Source organism: Rhodococcus sp. ABRD24 (assembly GCF_004328705.1).
Taxonomy (GTDB): domain Bacteria; phylum Actinomycetota; class Actinomycetes; order Mycobacteriales; family Mycobacteriaceae; genus Prescottella.
The window spans coordinates 733,110-746,075 of the sequence record NZ_CP035319.1; the positions used below are offsets into that span (position 1 = coordinate 733,110).

The window sequence follows — 12,966 nt, forward strand, 5'->3', positions numbered from 1 at the left end:
CCTAACGCGGTGACCCCGAGCAGGTTGGATCTCGATCCGCGGACGTCAGTCCCGGGTCAGCTTGCGGTGCATGACCCGGTGCGGGCGAGCGGCGTCGGCTCCGAGCCGCGCGACCTTGTTCTCCTCGTACGCCTCGAAGTTGCCCTCGAACCAGTACCAGGCCGCCTCATTGTCGCCGAAGGCACCTTCCCAGGCGAGGATGTGCGTGCAGGTGCGGTCCAGGAACCAGCGGTCGTGCGAGATCACGACGGCGCAGCCCGGGAATTCCTGCAGTGCATTCTCGAGCGAGCTGAGGGTTTCGACGTCGAGGTCGTTCGTCGGCTCATCGAGCAGGATCAGGTTGCCGCCCTCCTTGAGGGTCAGCGCCAGGTTCAGTCGGTTGCGCTCACCACCGGAGAGCACGCCCGCCGGCTTCTGCTGGTCCGGGCCCTTGAAACCGAACGCGCTCACGTACGCGCGCGAGGGCATCTCGTTCTGGCCGACCTCGATGTAGTCGAGTCCGTCGGAGACGACCTCCCACACATTCTTCGTCGGGTCGATGTTGGCGCGGTTCTGATCGACGTAGCTGAGCTTGACCGTCTCGCCGACCTTGACGGTGCCGGAGTCCGGCTCCTCGAGCCCGACGATGGTCTTGAACAGCGTGGTCTTACCGACACCGTTGGGGCCGATCACACCGACGATGCCGTTGCGCGGCAGCGTGAACGATAGATCCTTGATCAGCATGCGACCGTCGAACCCCTTGTCGAGGTTCGAGACCTCGACCACCACGTTGCCCAGGCGCGGCGGGGTCGGGATCTGGATCTCTTCGAAATCGAGCTTGCGATGCTTCTCGGCCTCGGTGACCATCTCGTCGTAGCGGTCCAGGCGGGCCTTGTTCTTCGCTTGCCGGGCCTTGGCGCCCGAGCGGACCCACGCGAGCTCGTCCTTGAGGCGCTTCTGCAGCTTCTGATCCTTCTTGCCCTGTACCTCGAGACGGGCGGCCTTCTGCTCCAGGTAGGTGGAGTAGTTGCCCTCGTAGCCGTGCAGGCGGCCACGGTCGACCTCACAGATCCACTGTGCGACGTGGTCGAGGAAGTACCGGTCGTGGGTGACGGCGAGGATGGCGCCCGGATAGGCGGCCAGGTGCTGCTCGAGCCAGAGCACCGACTCGGCGTCGAGGTGGTTGGTGGGCTCGTCGAGGAGCAGCAGATCGGGCTTGCTCAGCAGCAGCTTGCACAGCGCTACGCGGCGCTTCTCGCCACCGGACAGGTGAGTGACCATCTCCTCCGGCGGCGGGCAGCGCAGCGCGTCCATGGCCTGCTCGAGCTGGGAGTCGATCTCCCACGCGTCGGCGTGATCGAGCTTCTCCTGGAGTTCACCCATCTCTGCCATGAGCTCGTCGGAGTAGTCGGTGGCCATCAGCTCGGCGATCTCGTTGTATCGCTTGAGCTGCACCATGGTCTCGCCGAGGCCTTCCTCGACGTTCTCGCGGACAGTCTTGGTCTCGTCGAGATGCGGCTCCTGCATGAGGATGCCGACGGTCGCGCCCGGGGCGAGGAACGCCTCGCCGTTACCCGGCTGGTCCAGCCCGGCCATGATCTTCAGGATGCTCGACTTACCGGCGCCGTTCGGGCCCACCACACCGATCTTGGCGCCCGGGTAGAAGCTCATGGTGACGTCATCGAGGATGACCTTGTCGCCATGTGCCTTGCGCACCTTTTTCATCGTGTAAATGAACTCAGCCACCCAAAGGCTCCAATCTGGAACGGAAATGCGCAGCTCACCGGCTGCGAGAACGTACGACTCGCATGCCAGCCTACCGCGCCTCACGCTAGCCCTCGTCCCGTGATCGAGAACGACACCGGTACACCGCCGCGGCCACAACCTGTTCGTCGACGGGCGGTTTCCGTCACCGGCAGGAGGTCAGAGCAGCCGACGGACGAACGGCGTCGAGTCCGGCAACGACGCCGCCATCGTCCCGCTGTGGTCGGTCGGGTAGTTCAGGTACGTCGCATCGGTACCCCCCAGGCGGAGATCGACAATCAGTTTGAAAGACAGCGGCGCCGGCACCACAGTGTCCAGCAGGCCCTGGCCGAGGAACATCGGCCGGTCGTATCCGGTGGTCGGCACCCCGAGGTACGCGGTGAGTGCGCTGCGGAAGGGCTCGTCGCCGAGCGGCCGGCTCAGCAGCGCTCCCACCGAGACGCCCCTCACCGTCTCCGCCGCAGCCTCGTAACAAAGGGTCTCGGCCGCATCCACGGTCTGCCGCCCTAGCGGGGTGAGGTAGCTGTTCACGTCGATACCCGGCATCGTCGCCCGCATGCCCGCGAGGATGTAGCTGGTGAACACGGTGAGCCCGTCAAGTCCCAGGTCCGGGATCCAGGGTCCGCCGAACGGGTACACATTCTCGAGATTCGACGGCGCACCGGTGGTGACGGCACCGCGGTAGTCGAGCTCGGGCGCATACCGCGTAGCCATGTGCGCGGTGAGCAGGCTGGCGTGACCGCCCTGGGACTGTCCGACGACCATCCACCGCGGCGAGAGTTCAGGCACCACGGCCCGGCCGGCGCGCACCATGTCGACGACGCTGTGCGCCGCCGCGACACCGTCGAGGTATGGGTGTACGCCCGGGGTTCCGAGCCCCGCGTAGTCCGTTGCGACAATCGCGTAGCCCTGTCCGAGCCAGTGGCCAAGGTAGGTGGCGTCCCGCGGAGTACGCGGATTCCGCGACGGCGCGCACGCGTCACCGAGGCCGACGGTGCCGTGCGCCCAGGAAATCACCGGCCACCCGCCCGCGGGCGCCGAGCCCGCCGGGACGAACACGACACCGGAGCTCGACGAGGGGCGCCCGGCGGCGTCCCGAGTCGAGTAGGTGAGCCGGTACGACTGCGCGGTGCCTGGCAGCCCGAGCTCTGCGGGCAGTGGCTCCACGGACTCCACTCGTCCAGGCTCCGACCCGACGGGAGGACCGTCGGCCGCCGCCGTGACGGGGGTGAGCAGCGCCGCCGCCAGCGCTGCCAGTACCGCTACCGATCGACGCAGAATCCCGCGCGCCATAGCCCCTCCTCGTAGTCGCTCCGCGTAGTCGGGCCCCGAACACCGTCTGCTCGAGCCTGCGATCACCCTCGCAGACAACGGCATCCGTCCAGGGGTGAACTGCAGGATTGCGCTATCCCGCCAAAGCGGATTCGAGATCCCCGGCGTCCTCCCCCGCCGTTTCCCCGTGCTCGTCGGGCTCCCCGGCCGCCGAGCCCGCGTCGTCCGATACCGCGCTGCGCAGCTTCCCTGAGCGGTCGAGCTTGGCAGTGCAGCGCGCCAGGTCCGGACCCACCGAGCTGGCCCTCATCTCGAGGTCCGAGCGCGGCTCACCATCCCGCGTCTTGTACTCGTTGGTGCGCAATTCGCCGTGCGCAATGATCGGGTCGCCCTTCATGAGCGAGGCCCCCACCCCCTGAACGAGCCGGCGCCAGCAGCTCACCGTCAGGTAGAGGGTGCCGCCGTCGATCCACTCCCCCGACTCCCGATCGCGTCGGCGGACGTTGCTCGCCATTCGGAAGCTCATCACTTCCTCGCCGGTCGTGGTCTCCCGCTTGACCGGATCGGTGATGACCGTGCCCACCACGGTGCCGTGCGTTTCGTACATCTCGTCCCCCTCGACGGCGCAGACCGTCTGCCGAATCCCGGGCGTCCCCCTCGACGGCGAACGCACCGCCCGGATGGAGCGGTGCGTTCGACGATGCCCTGTCTGCGGACCAAAATCCGGGCCCGGAGCGAACTGTGGATGAACCGAAGTTCCGTCCACAACCTCCCGATCGACAAGGCCTGGAGGGCTGTTTCCGTCCGAGAGGTGTGCTATAGACCGGCTTCCTTGTCGCGGCGGGCCAGCTCTGCGAACATCGCATTGTGCGCCGCCAGGTCCGCGTCATCGTCGCGTTCGGCAGCGCGGTCGACACGCTTGGCGGTCTTCTCGTCGCTGCGCGACCACTGCACCAGCAGCGCCAACATCACCAGGACGAGCGGCATCTCACCCGTGGCCCACGCGATGGAACCGCCGAGTCGCTGATCTTCGAGCAGATCCGTATTCCAGCCCAGCCCCAGCGACCGATAGAACGTCCCGCCCATCACCTCGCCCATACTCATCAGCGCAATGCCGAAGAAGGCATGGAACGGCAACGAGCCGAATACCATCGCCAGCTTGGTGATCGGCTGTAGCTTCCGCGGGGACGGGTCGACGCCGATCACGACCCAGTAGAAGAGGTAGCCGCTGAGGATGAAGTGCAGGTTCATCAGCAGGTGTGCGGTGTGGCTGTCGACGTTCGCGCCGAAGATTCCCCCGAGATACAGCGCGTAGAAACCGCCGACGAACAGCGCCGACGCCACGAGCGGCTGGGTGAGGAAACGTGAGATCGGACTGTGCAGAAACGCGAGCAGCCACTCGCGGGGCCCCGGCACGCCGTCCTTACCTGCCGGACGCATCGCCCGCAGCGCGAGGGTGAACGGGCCGCCGAGCACCAGTAACACCGGCGTCAGCATCGACAGCGCCATGTGTGCGCCCATGTGCACACTGAACATCGCCGGGGCATATCGGCCGACGCCCGACGAGGTGCCGATCAACAGCACCGCGCAACCGCTGAGCCACGCGATGGTGCGTCCCACGGGCCAGCTGTCGCCGCGCTTGCGAAGCGTCCTCAGGCCGACGATGTACAGGACCGCGAGCACGATCGCGGCGGTACCGAAAATCAGGTCGAAGCGCCAGTCCACCAGGAAACGCACCATCGACGGAGGTCCGTTCAGGTTGTAGCCGAGCTCGACCTCGGTGAGCGTCGGCAGCGAGGCGGGCGGAGGCGGCGGGGTGCGGCCCAGCCCGACCGCAATGCCGATCGTCGCGGCGAACACGAGCGCCTCCGCACCGGCGAACCGGATGAGCGCGCCGCGAGATTCCGGATCGGCCGCGAGCGCGGGGAGCGCCCGGCGGCGCTGTATCCAACCGAACACACCCAGCAGGACCAGCGCGACGACCTTGGCGACGATCAGGCGGCCGTACGTGGTGGTGAACAGGTCACCGATCGGCAGCCGCACGAGCGCGTTGATCACTCCGCTCAGTGCCATCGCGACGAAGCAGATGGTCGCCACGAAAGAGAACCGACGTGCAGCAACATCGGTGTACGCGCCACGGCGGCGGGCGTGCGCAAGGAGCGCGAACAGCCCACCCGCCCAGAACGCGGCCCCGACGAGGTGCCAGATCAGGCTGTTCGTCGCGAGGTCGTGCGAACCGCCGGACGAGGAGTGCCCGGTGACTGCGAGAGGCATCATCGTCGCGACGCTGAGCGCCAACAGGAACGGAGTCCACGACCAGCGCAGCACGATCCGTGACAGGATCGCCAGCACGACGGCGAGGATCGCGGTCCACTGCCAGGCGACGGCAGTCTCGACCTGCCCGATCGCGGAGAACAGGTTGGCCGGCTTCACGGACTCCGAGAACGGCTGACCGGACGTGTCCGACAGTGTCAGCGGGACCAGGATCGCCGAGCAGACCGCCCACACGAAGGCTGCGGCCGAGGCGGTACGGATCGCGCGGTAACCATCGACGTCGAGCACACCCGACTTCTGCGGCGGCACCATGAACGCCGCGAACAGCAGCGAGCCGACCGCGATGACGGCGGCCACCTCGCTCACTGCCCGTAGCGCGGGCAGCCCGTACGTGGTCAAGGGACCGGGGTCGGGGATCCCCATCAGCACCAGCGCCTGGGACGCCGACAGCGCCACGACCAGCGCCGCGACCAGTCCAGCGAGGACCCCACTGACTGCGTAGACGACGGTCGAACCGGCGCTGGGAGAACTGACGGGAGCGTGATCGGACTGCTCGCGCACGGGTGTTGCCATACCCACCAGCGTAGGACCTACGACATTGCGTCGGACTTACCCCTCTGCCCGGCTCGTCCGTGGCCGTGTCCCCGGTCTCCCAGGTGACGACCGCGCCCGGTTCGGCGGTGTCGCCGTCACGCCAGATATCGAGCAGACCGGACAAGACGCCGCGCAGGGTATGCATGCCTCCAGCCCCGGACGTCGCCGCAGGTGAGACCGGTTGATTCGCGGATGTCGATCTTTGCGGGGACGTACCCTCGAATCCGTGACACCCGCTCAACTGCGAGCCTATTCCGCGGTGGTGCGGCTCGGATCGGTTCGAGCGGCGGCCCGGGAATTAAGCATGACGGATTCGGGTGTCTCGATGCATATCGCCCAACTCCGCAAGGAACTCGACGACTCGCTGTTCCACCGTCGACCCTCCGGTCTGGTGTTCACGCCGGGTGGACTGCGGCTCGCCAGCCGCGCCGTGGAGATCCTGGGATTGCAGCAGCAAACCGCACTCGAGGTCAGTCAGGCGGGCCACGGACGACGGCTACTGCGGCTGGCGGCGTCGCCGCTGTTCGCCGAGCACGCCGCGCCTGGGTTGATCGACCAGTTCGCCGGACGCGCGAAGGACCTGGTGGTGGAACTAAGCGTGAACCCGGTGCGCCAGTTCGCGAGTCTGATCACCGCCCGCACGGTCGACATTGCCCTGGGTCCGCGCATCGCCGGATCCGCCGAACCCCTGCGGGTGCACCCATTCCTGCACTACGAGGTACTCACAGTCTGCAGTCCCGACCACCCCCTGGCACGCACGCGACCGTCGATCCCCCGGATACGCGAACAGCAGTGGTTCCTCGGGCCGTCGGCGGCCGACGGCGACGGCGACGGCGTGATGCGGCGCATGCTGCGTGCACTCGGCATCCCACGTGACCGGCAGCGGATCTTCCAGAGCGACGCCGCAGCCGTCGATGCCGTGCGACGCTCGGACGCCCTGACGCTCGCACTCGGCTTCGCCGTCAACGACGACCTCATAGCTGGCAACCTCGGCCGCGTGGAGGGCCCCGACCTGCGCACCGCCGACGACTGGTGCACCACCACCCTGCCGCACCAGCACCTACAGCCGGTGGCGTCCGAGCTGCTGCACTTCGTCAGTTCCCCACGCTGCACCCAGGCCATGATCCGCGGCACCGGCGTCGAGGTTTCGCACTTCAAGCCGAAGATGCAGGTGACGCTCTGGAGCTGATTCACGGTTCACCTCGAGACAGCAGGTATGCTCTTGCCCGCGCCTCCGTAGCTCAGTTGGATAGAGCAAGAGCCTTCTAATCTCTAGGTCGCAGGTTCGATTCCTGCCGGGGGCACCAATACGAACAGGCTCATCCAACCGGCGAGCCAGTAAACGGCGCGATCACCGTGCAGGGAACCGGACGCGGGTGCTCCGGATCGAGCGCATTGAGCACGTGCGCCGCGGCCACGGGAGACGCCGCCAGCCCCGCGTGCTCGGAGTAATCCTGCGGGCACTGGTCCTGCACCACGATGTTCGTCGTGTTCGGTCCGGGCACCAACCCACTGGTGTAGGGCACTACGAGTTCGTCATACCGAGTCGCGATGTTCGTGTACGCGACGCCGGGGGCGTACAACTCACCCTCGTTCATCTTCTCGACGAAATCACTTCCCGGTGCCATGTCGAGGCAGGACGCACATAGAGTGCCGAACGTCTGCTCCTGCAGCGGCCCGAGCCCGTTTTGCTTGACGAAGGCGGTGATTTCCCCAGCCCAGAATGCACCGGCTCCACCCCACAGCGGCGCGAGCGACACGTACTTGTCCACCTTCGATGCACCGCCGAGGAACTTCACGTAGTAGTTCGGCATCAGCGTGCCCTGCGAATGCCCGACGATGTTCACCTTGCGCGCGCCGGTGGCCGCGAGCACCTCGTCCACGAAATCGGCGAGTTGTTCAGCGCTCTGCTGCAGGGGAAGCAATGCACCGAAGGCACTCATCGGCCACGTCGATCCGGGCCGCGTGCCATAGGTAGGCGCGAACACACAGTAGCCCTCGTTCTCGAGCAGCGGAACGTAAGTGGCCCAATTGGTTTGCCTATTGGCGCCGGTTCCGTGCACCAGGACAACGGGTTCGGGGTGCGTCGCGGTCGGCTTGCACGTCCAGTCATTCGATCCCGGTATCGAACCCCCAGGATCAGCCACCTCCAGCCCGATACCGTCAAAGAAGTTGTGCGGGACCGGTAGCGGATCGGCGGCAGCACTGGGCGATATGGCAACCTGGGAAACCAGCGCCAGCGCGGCGAGCGTGACAGTGACGAATGACTTACGCATCAGGCTCCCCCTGGATCGACCTTCCTCCAGTGGAAACCTAACACCCACATACTGTTCCGGGTATGAAACCCGACAAGACCAGAGGATGACGACCATGTGGGATCCGAACACCGTCGGGCTACTGCGCCTGCCGTCGGGCCGATGCGTTCGCGGCAGGGGCCTGCGGCGGCCGTTCCCCGGCGATCCGCCACCATCCTTTGCGGTGTACCTGACGCACCGCGAGCCGCCTGCCACCGGGTGGGAGTCCCGGTGGATTCGCTGGCCAGACTTCTGGCTACCCTCGGATCCCGATGAACTACGGGATGCACTGCAGGAAGCGCGGATTCGCTCGGAGACCGAACGTGTCGAGATCGCGTGCAGTGGAGGGTACGGACGGACGGGGACCGCGCTGGCATGCCTCGCCGTTCTGGACGGCATCGCCGCTGGCGATGCTGTGGAATTCGTTCGCGAGCACTACACCCGACGTGCCGTCGAAATGCCGTGGCAACGCCGATTCGTCGCCCGGTTCCGATAGACCTACCCGACATTTTTCCCGCGATTTTCTCACTTTGCGTTCTACTCGCGCGCCCGAAACAGCGGCGAGTGCGCACAACGCAAGCGTCCCGCCCCCGAATACCCGGGGACGGGACGCTCACGCTCGTTTACAGAGTCAGGATATTCACTCGCCGTCTACGGTCTCGACGAACCCTTCCGGCGTCTCGAAGCCCTCGAGCTTCTGCTCACCCGTGATCGCCGGGTCGGGACGATCGATCACATCGGTCGACGCCATCTTCATGCCACTCAGATCCGTGCGCATATAGATCACGTTGTACCTGTCCCAGGTCGTCAGCACGAAATAGAGATTCTTGTCGTTGCCGGTGTTCGACCACGGATGCATGAAGCCGCCGTACTGCGACGGCAACGTAGCGGACCCGATCAGGGTCTGCGCGCCGCTCCAGCCTCCCCACGGATTGTCCGCCTGCCGGATCCGAAGGCCCTGGAGATCGGTGTACATCGCGACGTACTTGTTCAGATAGGGATTCCACTGCACGGAGAGTTCACTCACCGCCCCGCCGATTACCGTCACCGCATCCGCGATGTTCGGGGACCAGCCGGTCGCCGTCCGGTACTCGTACTTACTCGGATCGACCATATCGGCTGGGTTGGCGGGCACACGAGCCAGGCGCGCGGAACCGGAACGCCCGGAAGGGGTTCCGAACTCGTAGACGTACCCGTCACCGCGGTCCGGCACGAAGGCACTCATCTGCCAGTTGGCGTTCTCCGAGGACAGGGCCGGAACGCCCGCCGGGAGACCGGGCACTGGGATGTTGACGCGGACCGTGGCGATGTCCGTCGTCCAATTGTCGCCGTTGTCCGTGGAGATCGCGAGTCCGGAGTAGTTGGTGGTCCACTCACCGGGGGTATCCCACGATCGGACGGACATCCAGCGCACGTACTGCACGCCGTCCACCGCGACACCGCCGGTCGGAATCACGGTGAACTCCGGGTTGAACGGTTCGCCCGGCCCATTGGAGATCAGACCCTTGATGACCTGCTTGGAGAAGTTCGGAGGTGCCGGAGCCAGCGGCGAGTCGTCGATCCGCATGCCGTCGGCCAGGCCGGTGTCACTACTGCGGAACAGGACGTTGCTGCGCCACTGGTCACCGGGCAGATCGCAGTCGCCGACGGTGTCGCCGAAGAGCATCATGGCGGCGCGGTCTTCGCCGGTCTTCCCGTTGTCCCACATGATGCCGAGATCGGTGCCCGAAACGCTGAATCGCTCGATGCTCTTGTTAGGGCTCCCCGGCCCGGTGACCATCTCCAGGGCCTTCGTTCTTCCGGTCAACACCGGAAGTGCGCCGTTGGGCGAACCGGTGATCCACGGAAGTGAGTTCATCATCGAACCCGTCGCACTGCCGAGGCTGCCCGAACTCAGGCTGCCCAAGCTCCCGGAAAGCCCCGCGCTTCCCGCACTGCCGTTTCCTCCCTGCCCACATGGGCCACCGACTGCCGTTGCGGGCGTCGCCACGGCAACCGAGAGTCCGACGGTCACCGCCGCGGCGGACAGCGCCGCACCCCACCGACGATTCACTGTTCTCACAGACCGATTCCTTCCAGCTGGTCGGGATGTCGTCCGAGCGTGGCCCAACCGCTGATCCCCCCGGACATGTGCACCTGTCAACGTGCATTGATCAAGGAGCAAAGCACGAATTGGTCAAGACTTGGGTGTTACTTATGTGATTGTTGTGAAAATTGAGACTCAGCCCAGGAAATCACGCCCACCCACGACCGGGAACACGGTCCCCGTTCGGCAGACACAAGCACTGGCGCGCACCCTCACTGGGACACCCGCTCCACACGTGGCCAATCTCACTTCGCCCAGGTAATCGTCGAAGCGTAGGCCGGCTACAGACTATTATGTAACGGAAAGATGAATAAGTTCTCACGGAATCAGGTAGGTGAATGTTGTCTGTACGCGACCGCGTTGAGGAGATCTACGAGCAGGTCCTGCTGCGCAATGCCGGCGAGCCCGAATTTCACCAGGCAGCAGCCGAGGTCTTCGAATCTCTGCATGTGGTCCTCGAGCATCACCCCCGCTACGCCGATTCCGGTCTGATCGAGCGACTCTGCGAGCCCGAGCGCCAGATCATCTTCCGCGTGCCGTGGACCGACGACAACGGCAACGTGCACGTCAACCGCGGTTTCCGCGTCCAGTACAACAGCGTGCTCGGCCCCTACAAGGGCGGGCTGCGCTTTCACCCGAGCGTCAACCTCGGCATCGTCAAGTTCCTCGGCTTCGAGCAGATCTTCAAGAACGCCCTCACCGGGCTGCCCATCGGCGGCGGCAAGGGTGGCTCGGACTTCGACCCCAAAGGTCGCTCCGAGGCTGAAGTCATGCGTTTCTGCCAGTCCTTCATGACCGAACTGCACCGCCACATCGGTGAGTACACCGATGTGCCCGCTGGTGACATCGGCGTCGGCGGCCGCGAGATCGGCTACCTGTTCGGCCAGTACAAACGCCTCACCAACTCGTACGAGTCGGGCGTCCTCACCGGTAAGGGCCTCACCTGGGGCGGCTCGATGGTCCGCCGCGAGGCCACAGGCTACGGCGTCGCGTACTTCGTCGCCGAGATGATGGCCGCCAAGGGCGCTGGCCTCGAGGGCAAGAAGGTCGTCGTCTCCGGCTCCGGCAACGTCGCGATCTACGCGATCGAGAAGATCCATCAGCTCGGTGGCACGGTCGTAGCCTGCTCCGACTCCGCCGGCTACGTCGTCGACCCCAAGGGCATCGACGTCGAACTGCTCAAGGAGATCAAGGAAGTCAAGCGCGCCCGCATCAGCGAGTACGCCGACCAGATTCCCCACGCCACCTACGTCGAGGGCGGCTCGATCTGGGACGTCGAGTGCGAGGTCGCACTCCCCTGCGCCACCCAGAACGAGCTGGATGAGGACGCCGCCAAGAAGCTCGTCGCGTGCGGCGTGCAGGCCGTGGCCGAGGGCGCGAACATGCCCACCACGCCACAGGGCATCAAGGTCTTCCGTGACGCGGGCGTCTCCTTCGCTCCCGGCAAGGCTGCCAACGCCGGTGGTGTCGCCACCTCCGCACTCGAGATGCAGCAGAACGCCTCGCGCGATTCCTGGAGCTTCGAGTACACCGACGAGCGCCTGTCGAAGATCATGCGGGGCATTCACGAGCGCTGCATCACCACCGCTGCCGAGTACGGCCAGCCGGGTGACTACGTGCACGGGGCCAACATCGCCGGCTTCGTCAAGGTCGCCGACGCCATGTTCGCCATGGGTGTCATCTGATCGTCTCCCAGTCTCCAAACGGCTCGGGCCCGGCATGTGATGCCGGGCCCGAGCCGTTTCTCGACCGGGTCTCGATGCTCCCCCGAGGACCAGTTTGCACCTGGTCGTGGACAGCATGGGCGGCTGGAAACCCGCGCGCGTTGCGATCCGGCTACGGTGTGCCAATGACTGACGACTCGCGCACCGTGCAGGTACCCCTCGAGGACCTGACCTTCGACGTCACCGTCGCCGGCCCGGACGACGGGGTGCCGATCGTTCTGCTGCACGGATTCCCGGAGAGTTCGGCGTCATGGCGTCCGATCACCCCGCGCCTGACCGCAACGGGGCTGCGCGTGATTGCGCCGAACCAGCGCGGCTACTCCCCCGGTGCCCGACCGGTGGCCGTCGAGGACTACCGGATCGATCATCTGGTCGGCGACGTCATCGGCCTACTCGACGCGTTCGGTCTCGAATCCGCACATCTGGTGGGACACGACTGGGGCGCTGCCGTCGCATGGCAGGTGGCCGGCCGACACCCGGACCGAATCCGCAGCCTCACCGCGGTGTCGGTGCCGCATCCGACAGCGTTCGGCTGGGCGTTGCGTGAGGACGCCGACCAGCAACGCCGGTCCGGCTACATCGGCCTACTCCGCACCGAGGGAAAGGCCGAAGCTGTTCTACTCGAGGATGATTCCCGTCGACTGCGCGCGATGTTCGGCCACGACAACGATCCCGACCTCGTCGAAACGCACGTGCGCCTGCTGGCCGAGCCGGGCGCACTGACCGCCGCGATGAACTGGTACCGGGCGATGGCGCCCGACCTCAGCGATCTGCCGCCGGTGCGCGTTCCCACAACCTATGTGTGGAGCACCGCCGATCCCGCACTCGGCCCGGCCGGCGCACGCCGCTGCGGCGAATTCGTCGATGCGCCCTATCGTTTCGTGGTACTGGAGGGCGGCAGCCACTGGATTCCCGAGGAGAACCCGGACGCATTGGCCGACGCCGTGCTGGCCCGCGTCGCACTCAGCTGAGCGGGCCG

General features: G+C 66.1%; 10 protein-coding genes and 1 tRNA gene. 5 read left to right on the forward strand and 6 right to left on the reverse strand.

Going from position 1 to position 12,966, the window contains the following annotated elements:
• Positions 1 to 45 precede the first annotated feature (45 nt).
• The 4 genes from ettA to ERC79_RS03235 form a co-directional block, all read right to left on the reverse strand.
• A complete protein-coding gene (ettA, locus tag ERC79_RS03220; protein ID WP_131575683.1) occupies positions 46 to 1,725 on the reverse strand; it encodes an energy-dependent translational throttle protein EttA in 1,680 nt (559 codons plus the stop codon).
• 177 nt (positions 1,726 to 1,902) lie between these two features.
• Entirely contained in the window at positions 1,903 to 3,036 is a 1,134-nt protein-coding gene (locus tag ERC79_RS03225; protein WP_131575685.1) for a lipase family protein, read from the reverse strand.
• Positions 3,037 to 3,148: 112 nt separating this feature from the next.
• The gene (gene ssb / locus ERC79_RS03230; RefSeq protein WP_207390415.1) at positions 3,149 to 3,622 is read right to left on the reverse strand and encodes a single-stranded DNA-binding protein; all 474 of its coding nucleotides are present in this window, start codon (positions 3,620 to 3,622) and stop codon (positions 3,149 to 3,151) included.
• Between the two features lie 209 nt (positions 3,623 to 3,831).
• Complete coding sequence (locus tag ERC79_RS03235; RefSeq protein WP_131575687.1) at positions 3,832 to 5,862, reverse strand: cytochrome c oxidase assembly protein; 2,031 nt, start codon at positions 5,860 to 5,862, stop codon at positions 3,832 to 3,834.
• A 247-nt stretch (positions 5,863 to 6,109) separates the two neighbouring features.
• On the opposite strand from ERC79_RS03235, the gene ERC79_RS03240 reads away from it, so the two are divergent.
• Together ERC79_RS03240 and ERC79_RS03245 are read left to right on the forward strand one after the other, a co-directional pair.
• Complete coding sequence (locus tag ERC79_RS03240) at positions 6,110 to 7,072, forward strand: LysR family transcriptional regulator (RefSeq protein WP_131575689.1); 963 nt, start codon at positions 6,110 to 6,112, stop codon at positions 7,070 to 7,072.
• Between the two features lie 41 nt (positions 7,073 to 7,113).
• Positions 7,114 to 7,190, forward strand: a tRNA-Arg gene (locus ERC79_RS03245).
• Positions 7,191 to 7,202: 12 nt separating this feature from the next.
• Here ERC79_RS03245 and ERC79_RS03250 read toward each other — a convergent pair.
• Positions 7,203 to 8,159, reverse strand: a complete 957-nt coding sequence (locus tag ERC79_RS03250) for an alpha/beta fold hydrolase (RefSeq protein WP_131575691.1) — start codon at positions 8,157 to 8,159, stop codon at positions 7,203 to 7,205.
• Positions 8,160 to 8,244: 85 nt separating this feature from the next.
• Here ERC79_RS03250 and ERC79_RS03255 point away from each other — a divergent pair, with 85 nt between their 5' ends.
• Positions 8,245 to 8,673, forward strand: coding sequence for a protein-tyrosine phosphatase family protein (locus tag ERC79_RS03255; protein ID WP_131575693.1), 429 nt, complete (start codon positions 8,245 to 8,247; stop codon positions 8,671 to 8,673).
• A 144-nt stretch (positions 8,674 to 8,817) separates the two neighbouring features.
• On the opposite strand, the gene ERC79_RS03260 is transcribed toward ERC79_RS03255, so the two are convergent.
• Positions 8,818 to 10,239 (reverse strand): DUF4185 domain-containing protein, encoded by a 1,422-nt coding sequence (locus tag ERC79_RS03260; protein WP_131575695.1) that lies wholly within the window; start codon positions 10,237 to 10,239, stop codon positions 8,818 to 8,820.
• Between the two features lie 365 nt (positions 10,240 to 10,604).
• Here ERC79_RS03260 and gdhA point away from each other — a divergent pair, with 365 nt between their 5' ends.
• Together gdhA and ERC79_RS03270 are read left to right on the forward strand one after the other, a co-directional pair.
• The gene (gene gdhA / locus ERC79_RS03265) at positions 10,605 to 11,948 is read left to right on the forward strand and encodes an NADP-specific glutamate dehydrogenase (RefSeq protein ID WP_131580679.1); all 1,344 of its coding nucleotides are present in this window, start codon (positions 10,605 to 10,607) and stop codon (positions 11,946 to 11,948) included.
• A gap of 164 nt (positions 11,949 to 12,112) precedes the next feature.
• Positions 12,113 to 12,958, forward strand: a complete 846-nt coding sequence (locus ERC79_RS03270) for an alpha/beta hydrolase (protein ID WP_131575697.1) — start codon at positions 12,113 to 12,115, stop codon at positions 12,956 to 12,958.
• Positions 12,959 to 12,966: the final 8 nt, after the last annotated feature.

Bases quoted from the DNA above. Each gene is read 5' to 3' on its own strand.
- ERC79_RS03270 (WP_131575697.1), top strand. From the start codon at position 12,113: ATGACTGACGACTCGCGCACCGTGCAGGTACCCCTCGAGGACCTGACC.
- ERC79_RS03255 (WP_131575693.1), top strand. From the start codon at position 8,245: ATGACGACCATGTGGGATCCGAACACCGTCGGGCTACTGCGCCTGCCG.
- ssb (WP_207390415.1), bottom strand. From the start codon at position 3,622: ATGTACGAAACGCACGGCACCGTGGTGGGCACGGTCATCACCGATCCG.
- ERC79_RS03235 (WP_131575687.1), bottom strand. From the start codon at position 5,862: ATGGCAACACCCGTGCGCGAGCAGTCCGATCACGCTCCCGTCAGTTCT.
- ERC79_RS03250 (WP_131575691.1), bottom strand. From the start codon at position 8,159: ATGCGTAAGTCATTCGTCACTGTCACGCTCGCCGCGCTGGCGCTGGTT.
- ERC79_RS03225 (WP_131575685.1), bottom strand. From the start codon at position 3,036: ATGGCGCGCGGGATTCTGCGTCGATCGGTAGCGGTACTGGCAGCGCTG.